The 13,728-nt window shown below is 66.7% G+C and carries 10 protein-coding genes; 6 read left to right on the top strand and 4 right to left on the bottom strand.

Annotation, left to right across the window (positions count from 1 at the left end; all coding sequences use genetic code 11):
* Positions 1–15 precede the first annotated feature (15 nt).
* The 4 genes from N8I71_RS05760 to bchF all read right to left on the bottom strand — a co-directional run bounded on the left by N8I71_RS05760 (position 16) and on the right by bchF (position 7,012).
* Positions 16–3,597 carry a magnesium chelatase subunit H gene (locus tag N8I71_RS05760; RefSeq protein WP_262876988.1) on the bottom strand — a complete coding sequence of 1,194 codons (3,582 nt, stop codon included), beginning with the start codon at positions 3,595–3,597 and terminating at the stop codon, positions 16–18.
* Positions 3,587–5,182 carry a ferredoxin:protochlorophyllide reductase (ATP-dependent) subunit B gene (bchB, locus tag N8I71_RS05755; protein WP_262876987.1) on the bottom strand — a complete coding sequence of 532 codons (1,596 nt, stop codon included), beginning with the start codon at positions 5,180–5,182 and terminating at the stop codon, positions 3,587–3,589. The genes N8I71_RS05760 and bchB overlap by 11 nt, the downstream gene beginning before the upstream one ends.
* A 64-nt stretch (positions 5,183–5,246) precedes the next feature.
* Entirely contained in the window at positions 5,247–6,530 is a 1,284-nt protein-coding gene (locus N8I71_RS05750) for a ferredoxin:protochlorophyllide reductase (ATP-dependent) subunit N (protein WP_262876986.1), read from the bottom strand.
* Positions 6,527–7,012 carry a 2-vinyl bacteriochlorophyllide hydratase gene (gene bchF, locus N8I71_RS05745; protein ID WP_262876985.1) on the bottom strand — a complete coding sequence of 162 codons (486 nt, stop codon included), beginning with the start codon at positions 7,010–7,012 and terminating at the stop codon, positions 6,527–6,529. Before bchF ends, N8I71_RS05750 begins: the two co-directional genes overlap by 4 nt.
* 316 nt (positions 7,013–7,328) lie before the next feature.
* Between bchF and N8I71_RS05740 the strand changes: the two genes are divergently transcribed.
* The 6 genes from N8I71_RS05740 (at position 7,329) to idi (ending at position 13,682) form a co-directional block, all read left to right on the top strand.
* Positions 7,329–8,147, top strand: a complete 819-nt coding sequence (locus N8I71_RS05740; protein ID WP_262876984.1) for a cobalamin B12-binding domain-containing protein — start codon at positions 7,329–7,331, stop codon at positions 8,145–8,147.
* 45 nt (positions 8,148–8,192) lie between these two features.
* Complete coding sequence (gene ppsR / locus N8I71_RS05735) at positions 8,193–9,632, top strand: transcriptional regulator PpsR (protein WP_262876983.1); 1,440 nt, start codon at positions 8,193–8,195, stop codon at positions 9,630–9,632.
* 111 nt (positions 9,633–9,743) lie between these two features.
* Entirely contained in the window at positions 9,744–10,664 is a 921-nt protein-coding gene (gene chlG / locus N8I71_RS05730) for a chlorophyll synthase ChlG (RefSeq protein ID WP_262876982.1), read from the top strand.
* Complete coding sequence (locus tag N8I71_RS05725) at positions 10,661–11,974, top strand: BCD family MFS transporter (RefSeq protein WP_262876981.1); 1,314 nt, start codon at positions 10,661–10,663, stop codon at positions 11,972–11,974. Before chlG ends, N8I71_RS05725 begins: the two co-directional genes overlap by 4 nt.
* 2 nt (positions 11,975–11,976) lie before the next feature.
* Positions 11,977–13,158, top strand: coding sequence for a geranylgeranyl diphosphate reductase (locus N8I71_RS05720; protein WP_262876980.1), 1,182 nt, complete (start codon positions 11,977–11,979; stop codon positions 13,156–13,158).
* On the top strand, positions 13,155–13,682 hold the full coding sequence (idi, locus tag N8I71_RS05715) for an isopentenyl-diphosphate Delta-isomerase (protein ID WP_262876979.1): 528 nt from the start codon (positions 13,155–13,157) through the stop codon (positions 13,680–13,682). The genes N8I71_RS05720 and idi overlap by 4 nt, the downstream gene beginning before the upstream one ends.
* The last annotated feature ends 46 nt before the right edge of the window (positions 13,683–13,728 follow it).

The raw sequence follows: 13,728 nt of genomic DNA, 5'->3' as shown, positions 1-13,728 counted from the left end.
ATCGTCGTTCCTCTCCTATTCGGCGGCCACACCGGCGGCCATGCCGGGGGTAAGGCCCTCCAGCGTGTCCTCGAGTTCATCCGCGCCAGCCTGAAGCGCGGCGAGTGTTGCCTCGTCGGGTTGCCAGTAGTTGCGTTCGAAGGCCTCCAGCAGCCGGTTGGCCATGCGCGCGGAGGCCTGCGGGTTCAGTTCGGCCATGCGGCGGCGCATGTCCTCGTCCAGCACGAAGGTCTCCGACAGGCGCTGATAGACCCAGGGTTCGACCTGGCCCGTGGTGGCCGACCATCCCAGCGTGTTGGTGACCTGCGCCTCGATCTGGCGGACGCCCTCGTGGCCGTGCTTGAGCAGGCCCTCGAACCACTTGGGGTTCAGGCTGCGGGACCGGGTTTCCAGCGCGACCTGCTCCTGCAGGGTGCGAACCTTGCCCTCGCCGCGGGTCTGATCGCCGATGAAGACCGGCGCTTCCTTACCGCCCTTCGCGCGCTTCACCGCGCGCGAGATGCCGCCGAGCGTGTCGAAGTAGTGGTCGACGGTGGTCACGCCAAGTTCCACGCTTTCGAGGTTCTGGTAGGCGAGGTCCACGTCCTTCAGAGCCGATTGCAGCAGGCCCGCGTTTTTCCGGGCCTTGCCGTCCATGCCGTAGGCGAAGGACTTCCGCGCCTGGTAGGCATCGGCCAGTTCGTCCTCCTCGCCCCAGGCCCCTGAATCGACCAGCGCGTTGACGTTGGAGCCATAGGCGCCTTCCGCGTTCGAAAAGACGCGCAGCGCCGCCACTTCCATGGGCACGCCCATGTCCTCGGCATAGGCCAGCGCGTGGGCGCGAACGAAGTTCATCGCGACAGGTTCATCCGCGGTTGCGGCCTTCCATGCGGCCTCGGCCAACATGCGCGTCTGCAACGGCAGGAGGTCGCGGAAGATACCCGAAAGCGTCATCACCACGTCGATCCGGGGACGGCCGAGTTCGGACAACGGGATAAGGTCGGCGCCGCAAAGCCGGCCGTAGCCGTCGAAGCGCGGCCGCGCGCCCATCAGCGCCAGCGCCTGCGAGATCGGGCCGCCGTCCGACTTGATGTTGTCGGACCCCCAGAGGACGAGGGCCACCGAGCGCGGCATCTCGCCCGCGGCCTCGATCAGCCGCTGCGCCTGCTTGGCGCCGTCCTGCAGGGCGAAGGCCGTCGGCATGCGGAACGGGTCGAAGGCGTGGATGTTGCGGCCTGTCGGCAGAACGTCGGGCGAGCGGATCAGGTCGCCGCCCGGTACCGGCTCGATGTACCGCGCCGACAGCGCCCGCATCAGGCCGTCGAACTCGCAATTCTCGCGCAGAAGCCGCTCGATCCGCGCCCGCGTCTCGGGGTCGGTCTCGGCCATGACGCGCAGGTGCTCCTGCAGCTCGGCCTCGGCCATCGGGCGGCCGACCACATGCAGTCCATCGGTGATCAGCGCGTCTTCCGTCTCGAGCAGCGTCAGCCACAGTTTGTCGGGGTCGCGCTCGGCCAGGTCCACGGCCTCGGCCTGCGTCCCGATCAGGACGGCCAGGTCCCCGCGTTCCGGCGCATCCGGGGCAAGCCCGCGCCAGCGTGTCAGGCTGTCCTTCAGCTCGGACAGACCCTTGTAGAGACCCGCGGAGGCCAGCGGCGGCGTCAGGTGCGTGATCGTCACGGCGTTCGAGCGCCGCTTGGCCAACGTCGCCTCGGACGGATTGTTGGAGGCGTAGAGATAGACGTTCGGCATCTCGCCGATCAGCCGGTCGGGCCAGTCGCGCGCGCCGAGGCCCGCCTGCTTGCCCGGCATGAACTCCAGCGCGCCGTGCATTCCGAAATGCAGGAGAACGTCGGCCTGGTAGGTGTTGCGGAGCCACAGGTAGAACTGCGTGAAGGCGTGCGTCGGCGCGAAACCCTTCTCGAACAGAAGGCGCATCGGGTCGCCCTCGTAGCCGAAGGTCGGCTGCACGCCCACGAAGACATTGCCGAAATGCTGGCCCAGCACGAAGACGCCGCGGCCGTCGGACTGGATCTTGCCCGGCGCGGGGCCCCAGACGCTCTCGATGACCTTCAGAGGCGGCGTGCAGCGCACGATGGTGTCGGCATCCACATGGGCGGCGACGTTCGCCTCCTGCCCGTATTGCCGGGCATTTCCGTGCAGGATCGCCTGACGCAGCGCGTCCACCGAGGCCGGAACCTCGACATCGTAGCCCTCGGCCTTCATGCAGGTCAGCGTGTTGAAAAGGCTTTCGAAAACGCTGAGATACGCCGCCGTTCCGATGGCGCCCGCATTGGGCGGGAACCCGAAGAGGACGATCCCGACCTTCTTCTCCGCATTGGCCTTGCGCCGAAGCGTGGCGAGGCGGCGCGTCTTCTCCACAAGGCTGTCGATCCGCTCGAGACAGGGCGCCATGGCCTTGCTGTCGGAGGCGCGCGGGCAGTTGTAGGAACAGCCCTGGCATCCTTCCGGCCCGTGCCGCCCGCCGAAGACCGTGGGGTTGGTCGCGCCGTCGATCTCGGGCAGGGCCACCAGCATCGTCGTTTCGACCGGCCCGAGGCCTCCTTCGGAAGATGCCCACTGACCAAGTGTCTGGAACTCGATCGGATGCGCCGCGATGTAGGGCACGTCGAGGCCCTTCAGCACTTCCACCGCCGCGGCGCTGTCGTTGTAGGCGGGGCCGCCGATCAGGCTGAAACCGGTCAGCGACACCATGGCGTCGATGCGGCCGTTGGTGAAGTATTCGGCGATCGCCGGACGCCCGTCGAGCCCGCCTGCGAAGGCGGGGATCACGGCGAGGCCCGCGGCCTGCATCCTGCGGATCACGCCATCGTAGTGCCCGGTGTCGGAGGCGAGAACGTAGCTCCGCATCATCAGAAGACCGACCGTCGCCACCGGGTTCTCGGGGTTCGGCAGATCGGCGACATCCGTGACGATGCGGTGGCCGGGCAGGTCGGGGTGATAGAGACCGACCTCCGGGTAATCGATGGGGGCTGCGGCCTTGGCGCCCTTGAAGGCGCGGTCGCTGGCATAGGTTCCGACCAGGAAGCGGACCATCTGCTCCACGTTGTCGTCGGAGCCGCCCAGCCAGTACTGCATCGTCAGGAACCAGGCACGCAGGTCCTGCGCCTTGCCCGGAATGAACTTCAGGATCTTCGGGAGGCGGCGCAGAAGCTTCATCTGCTTCTCGCCGGAATTGGCCGAAGGCTCCTTCGACCCGCGCAGCTTCTTCAGAAGCTTCATCGGCCCGGTGGCGGGCTTCATCATGTCGAGCTCGCCCATCTTGGTGAGCTGCACGACCTCCCGCGCCGAGATCACGCCGATCATCGCGTCGCAGTCGTCGCGGCGGGCCTGAAGTTCGGGCAGGATCGCGGTGATGTGCTCCTCGATGAACAGGAGGTTGGCGACGACGATGTTGCCATGTCGCACCGCTAATCGGGCTTCTTCCAGCGCTTCGGGGTTTTCGGCCCATTCCGCCGAGGCGTGGACAGACACCGTCAGCCCCGGGAACTCTCCCGCGAGACGCTCCGAGACCCGCGCCGCCGGACCCGCCGCGTGGCTGTCCAGCGTGACGATCACGACCCGGTAGCCGGGGATATGGTCTCCGTCACCGCGCAAAATGGGCCTTCGCTTCGTAGAGCGTGTCGACGCTGATCTCGGTCACGCCGCGCTCGGCGGCGAATTTCTCGGTGTTGCGCTTGGCCTTGCCGCGCACGAAGAACGGGATCTTCTTCAATTCGCGCTCGGCATCGGCCAGCCAGACCATGACGTCCGAACCCGTGCCGGTGGGAACCTCTTCCTCTGCGTCCTTCATCTTTCCCGAAATACGCACTTCGGCGCCGGCCTCGGCATCCGCGGCAAGGCCTGCCTGCTCCGCGCCGACCGGTTTCGGCGCATGGCCGCCGTGGTGGCTCGGGCCGGCCTCGTCGTGGAACTCGAAATCCTCGCGGAACATGGCGAGGAGATGCTCCTCCAGCCCCATGACCAGCGGGTGGATCCAGGTGTCGAAGATCACGTTCGCGCCTTCCCAGCCCATCTGGGGCGAGTAGCGCGCGGGGAAGTCCTGCACGTGAACGGGCGCGGAGATGACGGCACAGGGGATGCCGAGGCGCTTGCCGATATGACGCTCCATCTGGGTGCCGAGGATCATCTCGGGCGCGGCATCCTCGATGGCCTTCTCGACCTCGAGGTAGTCGTCGGTGATCAGCGCCTCGACGCCGAATTCCTTGCCCAGCGCCCGGACGGACCGCGCGAACTCGCGGTTGTAGCATCCAAGGCCCACGACCTCGAAGCCCATCTCGTCCCGCGCGATGCGGGCCGCTGTCGTCACATGCGTCGCGTCGCCGAAGAGGAACACGCGCTTGCCGGTGAGGTAGGTCGAGTCGACCGACTTCGACCACCAGGGCTGGCGCAGGCGGGAGAGGTCCTTTTTCGGTTGCACACCGCAGATCCGGGCCACTTCCGCGACGAAGTCATGCGTCGCGCCGACGCCGATCGGCACCGTCTTCGTGTAGGGAATGCCGAGCGTGCGCTCCATGTGGCGCGCGGCGGTTTCCGCGTGTTCGGGATACATCAGGATGTTGACGTGCGCCGCGCCCAGCCGGGTCATGTCCTGGGGCGTCGCATCGAAGGGGGCGACCACGTTGATGCCGATCCCCATCTCGTAGAGCAGGCCCTTCACCTCCTCGATGTCGTCGCGGTGGCGGAAGCCCAGCGCGAGAGGGCCGATCAGGTTGGCGGTGACTTCGGGCGTCTTCTCGACCGGACCGGCCAGGGCCTTGACGAGCTGGTAGAAGGTCTCGTCGGTCCCGAAGTTCTCCTTGCGCTGGTAGGACGGAAGCTCCAGCGCGACGACAGGAACGGGGATGTCCATCGTTTCGGCCAGCCCGCCGGGGTCGTCCTGGATCAGCTCCGCCGTGCAGGAGGCACCGACGATCAGGGCCTGGGGGCGAAAGCGGTCGTAGGCCTCCTGGCAGGTCTTCTTGAAGATGCCGGCGGTATCCTCGCCGAGGTCGCGGCCCTCGAAGGTCGTGTAGGTGACGGGCGGGCGGTGGTTGCGCCGCTCGATCATCGTGAAGAGGAGGTCGGCGTAAGTGTCGCCCTGAGGCGCGTGCAGCACGTAGTGCAGGCCCTTCATGGCGGTCGCGACGCGCATCGCGCCAACGTGCGGCGGGCCCTCGTATGTCCAGACGGTGAGTTTCATGGCGAAACCCGGGGGCGCTGCCCCCGGACCCCCGGCGTATTTTGGGAAAGATGAAGGCGTGGGGTCATTCCGCCACCTCCAGCCTGAGAATCTCTCGGCGGCGGATCGGGCGCGAGAAGAGCCCCGCGAGATCGCCTGCCTGGTCGTAGAAATGCACCGGGGTGAAGACGAGTTCGATCGCCCACTTGGTGGTCAGCCCCTCGGCCTCCAGGGGGTTGGCGAGGCCGAGGCCACAGACCGTGAGGTCGGGGCGCGCGGCGCGGACGCGGTCGAGCTGCAGGTCGACGTCCTGGCCCTCCGAGATGGTCGGACCTTCCGGGATTAGGTCCAGATCGGGACCGACAAGGCCCTTGTGGATGTAGGGCTGGCCGATCTCGACCGCCTCCATGCCGCATTCGCGGACGAGGAAGCGGGCGAGCGGGATTTCCAGCTGGCTGTCGGGCATGAAGAAGATCGTCTTGCCGCGCAGATGTTCGGATGCGTTGGCGATGGCAGTGCGCGCGCGGGCGCGCGGGGCGGCCGTGACGGCCTCGAACGTGGCGTCGTCCACGCCGAACTCGTCCGCGATGGCGCGGAGCCAGAGGGTCGTGCCCTCCTCGCCGAAGGGGAAGGGCGCCTGGATCATCCGCGCGCCGCGCCGTTCGAGCGCGGCCGCGGTGTCGCCGAGAAAGGGCTGGAGGCAGGCGAAGACGGTGTTCTCGCCGACGCCGGGCGCCTCGGCGCTGCGATGTGCGGGCAGGACGCGGATCGGGCCGATGCCCATCTTCGACAGGAGCCCCACGGCCTGGTCTTCGACGACATCCGGCAGGGCACCGACAAGGAGAAGCTCACGCGCCTCGGTTCCGGGGAGGACCGGGACCATGGAGGCGAGGCAAGCGTCCTCCCCCTGGGTGAACGTGGTCTCGATGCCACTGCCGGAATAGTTGAGGACCCGCACATGCGGCGCGTGCACCTGCGTCAGGCGTTCGGCCGCGCGCGCGAGGTCGAGCTTGATCACCTCGGAGGGGCAGGAGCCCACGAGGAACAGCTGACGGATGTCCGGGCGGCGCGACAGGAGCTTGCCGACCTCGCGGTCGAGCTCGTCATGGGCATCCGCCATTCCGGCGAGATCGCCCTCCTCGAGGATCGCGGTGCCGAAGCGGGGCTCGGCGAAGATCATGACACCGGCGGCCGACTGCAGGAGATGCGCGCAGGTCCGGCTTCCCACGACGAGGAAGAAGGCATCCTGCATCTTGCGGTGGAGCCAGATGATGCCGGTGAGGCCACAGAAGACCTCGCGCTGGCCACGCTCCTTCAGGACGGGGGCATCGCGGCAGGTGGCGGCCTTGACCTGGGCGGGCTGGTTCATGGCCGACCCTCCGCTTCGAGGCGGGCCATCCGCAGTTTCCAGAGGAACTGACCGGCGTTGACGACGTAGGCGGCATAGGCCGCCAGCGCGATCCACATCTGCGTGTCATGGGGCCAGCCCGAGAGCAGCGCCCAGACATATGTCAGGTGCAGCGCGATGACCGCGAAGCTGAACACGTCCTCCCAGAAGAAGGCGGGCGCGAAGAGGTACTGGCCGAAGACGACCTTTTCCCAGATGGCGCCGGTGACCATGATCGTCAGCAGGATGAAGGTCTTGAAGATGATCGAGACCGTGGCCGCGTCATACCCGTAGCCGGTCCACATGAAACGCAGCACGAGCGCGACGGAAACTACGAACACGAGGAACTGAAGCGGCGCGAGCACGCCCTGGACGGTGGTCCAGATCGTGGCATCCCGGCGCGCGCGTTCTTCGGGAGTGTAAAGTTGCCGTGACGGCGCTTCTGTCAGGGTGTCGCTCGCCATGAACGTTCGATTCCTTTGGTCTGTAGAAGAAATCTGGTCCCTTAAGGAGAGAGTGTCAATCAAAACTTACACTCCTCACATGGCGGGTGTTCGGGTCAAATGACAGTGGCCCGAGGCGCGCCGGCCTTGAAAAACATGGGGGTTCGGCCTAGTTAAGCCTCCAGGAAACGCGACCGCACGAGGACGAATGTGCCGTAGTGTCAATTTAATTTGACAGACACAAGCAATTGGCAGAGTATGAGGCAAACGCACTGCACACGAACGCGCGCTTGACGGCATAACGACGCGCAACGTGGGCAAACCGCGGAAACCAATCATGAACCGTGAGGCCACAGGAACAACCGGCGCCGCGCTCCACGCGGTCGATCACGAGGTCGCGCGGCTTGCGGCCCGCGCGATTGCGGTTGTCCTGTCCGGGCGCATCGCACGTGATGCGGCGCTCGAGGCACGTCTCCGGCTGATGTGCGACGCATTCCTCTCCGAGCGGGACGAGACGCGGCATGCCGTTCTGTCCCGGCTGCGCCAGGATGGCATTCCGGTTTCGGACATAGTGGATGCGGTGATCCCCGAAGTCGCGCGCTCGATGGGGCGCCGCTGGGCCGAGGACGACATCAGCTTCGCCGACGTGACGATCGGGACCGCGCGCCTGCAGGAATCCGTCCGCGCGCTTTCTGGCGTCCAGGACGGCAGCCACGATGTGACGAAGGTCCGCGAAGGGGCCGTTCCGGGGTCGGATGGCAACCGCGTTCTGCTGATCATCCCGCGGCCGGAGCATCACACACTTGGGATCTTCGTGGCGGCCGATCAGTTCCACCGCTTCGGCTACGATGTGGATTTCGCGATCGACAAGCATCCTAGGCAGATTGCCGAGATGGTGCGCAAACGTCGCTATTGCCTGGTCGGGATCACCGCCGCAGGCCGCAGAACGCTTGCAATATCAAGAGAATTGGTGGACACAATCCGGGCTTCCGCGACGCGCGTCACACCGATTGTGTTGAGCGGCAGCATCGTCGCGGGTGGATCGAACCTGAAGACCCTGACGGGCGTGGATCACGTCGTGCCAGACGTAAGCTCCGCGCTTCGGGTATGTGGGTTGGGCATCCTGAACAAGGAACGGGCGCATGTGGCGCCGTAGCGGATGCCGGAGGGGCGCGAGCACGCCCTTGGGGAACACGACGGTATGAATACGCGTGGATCAGATTTCTGGGATCAGCCTTCGGCGCCGCCGATCGGGCCGGAGCAGTTCAACGAGATCGTGACGACGGCCGCTGACCTGGCCATCGTGCTCGATACCGAAGGCACGGTGAAATCCGTGATCACCAACCCCCTCAATCCCACGTTGGGGCGGCTGGATCACTGGAAGGACCGCGACATCCGCGAGTTCATGGCCGAGGACAGCCTCGCCAAGCTGGAAACCCAGCTCGAGGCCTACCGCGAAGGCCACAAGGCCAAGGTCGACGCGATCGAGGTCAATCACTACGACAACGCGAATTGGGAATTCCCGATCCGCTACACGCTGCACAAGACCGGCAATCCGGACATCATCCTGATGCTTGGTCGTGACCTGCGGCCGATCGCGGAGCTTCAGCACCGCCTCGTCAAGGCGCAGCTGGCGCTGGAGAAGGACTACGAGACCCACCGCGATTACGAGACGCGGTATCGCGTCATCATGGAGGCCTCTCGCGATGCCTTCGTGCTGGTCGATGTGGCCTCGGGGCGCGTGCTCGACCTGAACACGTCCGCCGCGCAGCTTCTGGGTGGAGAGACGGACGCACTTGCCGGTTCCGCCTTCACGCAGGAATTCGAGGGCCGCCGCCGTGGCGAGTTCATCGAAGGCCTGGTCATCGCCGCCGGCGACGAAGCGCTCGGCCACGTTTCGGTCCGCAGCCGCCGGACGAAGAAGGATGTGGTCATCCACCCTGTCGTGTTCCGCGCCGCCGGCGACAAGATCCTGCTGTGCCGGATCGAGGCCTCCGAAACCGCCGAGGCGATGGCGGCCGATCTGTCCCGCACGCTGTCGGCGCTTTACCGTGAAGGGCCGGACGCGATCGTCTTTACCGACAGTCATGGCATCATACGGTCGGCAAACGACGCGTTCCTGAGCCTGACCGATGCCGGGCAGCTGTCGGACGTGAAGGGCAAGTCGCTGGGCGATTTCCTTGCGCGCGGCAGCGTCGATCTCAAGGTGCTGATCGACAATGCCGGGCGGAACGGCAAGATGCGGCTCTATTCCACGCGGCTCGAAGGGGCGTTCGGCTCGCAACTGACGGTCGAGCTTTCGGCGACGCTGATGGGGTCTTCGGGCTTCGCGTTCGTCCTGCGCGACACGTCCCGCCTCGAGGTGATCCGCGAGCCCGGAACGGCACCACCCGCTGCCGGGCCGGCGCCGATGTCCGACGATGCGATGCGCAACGTGATGGATCTTGTCGGTTCCGCGCCGCTGAAGGACATCGTGTCGGCCACGACCGACGTGGTCGAGAAGATGTGCATCGAAACGGCGGTGGAGCTGACCAACAACAACCGCGTCGCCGCCGCCGAGATGCTGGGGCTGTCGCGTCAGTCGCTTTACGTGAAGCTTCGGAAATACGGCCTTCTGAACAAGAACGATCCGGGCGAATAATCCCGTCGCCCCGGTGGCTTCCGAGGCCCGGCCGCGTGCCGGGCCTTTTCATGTGCGTCAGGCTGATTTTACACTTGCCGAGTCGGGTAGTGTCAACTTATCCTGACAGTCATGAGTGTAACGACCGACCTCACCCCCGCTTCCCCGCGGCTCCTTCCCGAACCGCGCGCCGTCCTGACCCTGCTGAAACCCATCACGTGGTTTCCGCCGATGTGGGCCTATCTCTGCGGCGCGGTCTCGGCGGGGGTCGCGCCTTCGGGCCACTGGCTCACGCTGATCCTGGGGGTCATCCTCGCCGGCCCGATCGTCTGCGGGATGAGCCAGGCGGCCAACGACTGGTGCGACCGGCACGTCGACGCGATCAACGAACCCGACCGCCCGATCCCCTCGGGGCGTATTCCCGGGCGCTGGGGCCTCTGGATCGCCATCGCCATGTCGGTGCTGGCCGCCTTCATCGGTCTCGCCCTCGGCCCCTGGGGTTTTGGCGCGACGCTCGTGGCCATCGCCGCCGCCTGGGCCTATTCCGCGGAACCGGTGCGGCTGAAGCGGTCGGGCCTCTGGGGTCCGGGCCTCGTCGGCCTCAGCTACGAAAGCCTGCCGTGGTTCACCGGCGCGGCCGTTCTGGCCGCCGGGGCGCCGTCCTGGCCCGTCATCATCGTCGCGCTTCTCTACGGGATCGGCGCGCACGGGATAATGACGCTCAACGACTTCAAGGCGCTGGAAGGCGATCGCCAGATGGGCGTGAACTCCCTGCCTGTCACCCTCGGCCCCGAAAAGGCGGCCAAGCTCGCCTGCGTGGTCATGGCGATCCCGCAGCTTGTCGTCTTCCTCCTGCTCTATGGTGTCTGGGACCGCCCGTGGCACGGGCTCGCCATCGCCGTCTCGCTCATCGCGCAGCTTTACGCGATGCAGGTCCTGCTGCGTGACCCCAAGGCCAAGGCGCCCTGGTACAACGGCGTGGGCGTGACGCTTTATGTCTCGGGAATGATGGTCACGGCCTTCGCCGTCCGCACGCTGGAGGCCTGGCCATGAACGGGGCCATGAACGGGGCGGCGACGCTTTCGTGGTTGCAGATCGTCCGGCTCGGCCTCGTGCAGATGGCGCTCGGGGCCGTGGTCGTTCTGACGACGTCCACGCTCAATCGTCTGATGGTGGTGGAGCTTGCGCTTCCCGCGGTGCTGCCCGGGTTCCTCGTGGCACTGCATTACGGGATTCAGCTGTCGCGGCCGCAATGGGGCTACATGTCCGACACGCTCGGCCGTCGCACCCGCTGGATCATCGCCGGGATGGCGGTGCTCGCGCTCGGCGGGCTTTCGGCGGCCTACGGGGTGATCCTGATGGAGACGAGCTTCGCGCTCGGCCTGACCGTCTCGATCCTCGCCTATGCCGGCATCGGCATCGGCGTGGGCGCCTCGGGCACCTCGCTTCTGGCACTTCTGGCGACTGCCACGGCCCCGCGTCGCCGTCCTGCCGCCGCGACGATCACGTGGCTCATGATGATCGTCGGCATCGCGGTGACCGCCGGCGTCTCGGGGATGTTCCTCGACCCCTACACGCCCCCGCGGCTGATGGAGGTCGTGGGCGTGGTCACGGCGCTTGCCTTCGCGGTCACATGTCTTGCCGTGTGGGGCATCGAAAAGCGCGTCGTCTCGCGGCCCGAAACCGAAAGTGCGCCGTTCCTCGAAGGCCTGCGCGAGGTCTGGGCAGAACCCAAGGCGCGCCTCTTCACCCTCTTCGTGTTCCTCAGCATGACGGCCTATTTCATGCAGGAACTGATCCTCGAGCCCTATTCCGGCCTCGTCTTCGGCTTCACGCCGGGGCAGTCGACCTCGCTTTCGGGCGCGCAGAACGGTGGCGTCTTCCTCGGCATGGTCCTCGTGGGCGTCGCCGGCACCGCGCTAAGGATCGGGTCGCTCCGGCACTGGGTCATCGCGGGATGCGTCGGCTCGGCGCTGGCGCTGGGGCTGATCGCGGGCCTGGGCCAGATCGGCCCATCTGCGCCGCTGGTCCCCGCCGTCGTTCTCATGGGCTTCTTCAACGGCATGTTCGCCGTCGCCGCCATCGGCTCGATGATGGCGCTGGCGGGCGAGGGCCGCTCGGCCCGCGAAGGCACGCGCATGGGCCTCTGGGGCGCGGCGCAGGCCATCGCGGCTGGCTTCGGCGGCCTCGTGGGCGCCGGCCTCGCGGATGCGATGCGCACGGTCCTCAGCGACCCGAGCGCCTTCGGCACCGTCTTCATCCTCGAGGCGTTCCTCTACATCGCCTCGGCCGTCATGGCGGTCCGCGTGATGGACCGCAATCCACCCATGTCGCCGATGGGCGCCGCTGTTCCGGGAGAATGACCATGCGTTACGATGTTGTCGTTGTGGGCGGAGGGCCCTCGGGTGCCACCGCCGCCGAGGATCTCGCCCGGTCCGGTCACAAGGTCGCCCTTCTGGACCGCGCGGGCCGGATCAAGCCCTGCGGCGGCGCGATCCCGCCGCGCCTGATCCGGGATTTCGACATCCCCGACGAGCAGATCGTGGCGAAGATCACGACCGCGCGCATGATCTCCCCCACCGGGCGGCGCGTCGACATCCCCATCGAGAACGGCTTCGTCGGCATGGTCGACCGGGAGCATTTCGACGAGTTCCTGCGCACCCGCGCGGCCGAGGCCGGAGCCGAGCGGTTCACCGGCACCTACACGCGGATCACCCGCGACAAGGACGGCACCCATGTCCACTACCGCGACAAGGAAAGCGGGGAGGAAAGGGCCCTTGCCACCAGGATCGTGATCGGGGCCGATGGCGCGCGGTCGAACGTCGCGCGGACCGAGGTGAAGGGCGGCGACAAGATCCCCTACGTGATCGCCTACCACGAGATCATCGAAAGCCCCGGACCCCGGGGCGAGTATCACCCCGAGCGCTGCGACGTGATCTACGATGGCCGCATCAGCCCCGATTTCTACGGCTGGGTCTTTCCGCACGGAAAATCCGCCAGTGTCGGCATGGGCAGCTTCGTGCGCGAGGTGGACCTGAAGAAGGCCACCGCCGATTTGCGCGAGGCGTCCGGCCTTGCCGATTGCCCCACCATCCGCCGCGAGGGTGCGCCGATCCCACTGAAGCCGCTCGACGAGTGGGACAACGGCCGCGACGTGGTGCTTGCCGGCGACGCCGCGGGCGTCGTGGCGCCCTCTTCCGGCGAAGGCATCTTCTACGCGATGATCGGCGGCCGCTACGCCGCGACCGCCGCCGCCGCCAAGCTGCAGACCGGCATGATCAAGGACCTGAAGCTCGCGCGGAAGCTGTTCATGCGGGAGCACAAGAACGTCTTCAAGATCCTCGGCGCCATGCAGGATGCCTACTACAAGTCCGACGAGCGCCGGGAGCGCTTCGTCTCGCTCTGCCATGACGTCGACGTGCAGCGGCTGACCTTCGAGGCCTACATGAACAAGGAACTTGTGAAGGCCCGCCCGCTTGCGCATCTGAAGATCGGCATGAAGAATCTCGCCCACCTGACAGGACTGGTTTCGGCCACGCGGACATGAGCATCGACATTCCCACCTGGGTCGAGGGGCGACTGCAGCCCGTCGAAAAGCTGGAGGCGCATCAACGCGGCCTGCGGCACAAGGCGATCTCGGTCTTCCTTCTGCGCGACGGGCAGGTCCTGCTGCAGCGGCGGGCGATGGGCAAGTACCACACGCCCGGTCTCTGGGCGAACACCTGCTGCACGCATCCGTTCTGGGGCGAGGCCTCGCTCGACTGTGCGACGCGGCGTCTCGCGGAGGAGCTGGGGCTGACAGACGTGCCGCTCGACTACCGCGACACGGTGGAATACCGCGCCGATGTCGGCGGCGGGCTGATCGAACACGAGGTCGTGGACATCTTCGTGGGCGAACTCGCGCCGGGGCTCGAGCCTTCGCCCGATCCCGAGGAAGTCATGGACACGATCTGGCATCCGCTGGAGACGCTGGCCGAGGAGGTCGCCCGGAAACCCGCGGGCTTCACGCCCTGGCTGCAGATCTACCTCCGCGAGCACGCGCGGACGATCTTCGGCGGAATCGCCGCCTGAGGTCTGCGCGATCGGAGGGAATCGGTGCATGATCGATGGTGTTCCG

Origin of the sequence: Roseicyclus sediminis (assembly GCF_025515305.1) — a bacterium.
Classification (GTDB): domain Bacteria; phylum Pseudomonadota; class Alphaproteobacteria; order Rhodobacterales; family Rhodobacteraceae; genus Roseibacterium; species Roseibacterium sediminis.
The sequence above is the reverse complement of the archived record's forward strand: the minus strand, read 5'-3'. Positions and strand labels throughout refer to the sequence as shown.

Coding starts and splice junctions, on each gene's coding strand:
- bchB (WP_262876987.1), bottom strand. CDS start 5,182: ATGAAACTCACCGTCTGGACATACGAGGGCCCGCCGCACGTTGGCGCG.
- N8I71_RS05750 (WP_262876986.1), bottom strand. CDS start 6,530: ATGAACCAGCCCGCCCAGGTCAAGGCCGCCACCTGCCGCGATGCCCCC.
- bchF (WP_262876985.1), bottom strand. CDS start 7,012: ATGGCGAGCGACACCCTGACAGAAGCGCCGTCACGGCAACTTTACACT.
- N8I71_RS05740 (WP_262876984.1), top strand. CDS start 7,329: ATGAACCGTGAGGCCACAGGAACAACCGGCGCCGCGCTCCACGCGGTC.
- ppsR (WP_262876983.1), top strand. CDS start 8,193: ATGAATACGCGTGGATCAGATTTCTGGGATCAGCCTTCGGCGCCGCCG.
- chlG (WP_262876982.1), top strand. CDS start 9,744: ATGAGTGTAACGACCGACCTCACCCCCGCTTCCCCGCGGCTCCTTCCC.
- N8I71_RS05725 (WP_262876981.1), top strand. CDS start 10,661: ATGAACGGGGCCATGAACGGGGCGGCGACGCTTTCGTGGTTGCAGATC.
- N8I71_RS05720 (WP_262876980.1), top strand. CDS start 11,977: ATGCGTTACGATGTTGTCGTTGTGGGCGGAGGGCCCTCGGGTGCCACC.
- idi (WP_262876979.1), top strand. CDS start 13,155: ATGAGCATCGACATTCCCACCTGGGTCGAGGGGCGACTGCAGCCCGTC.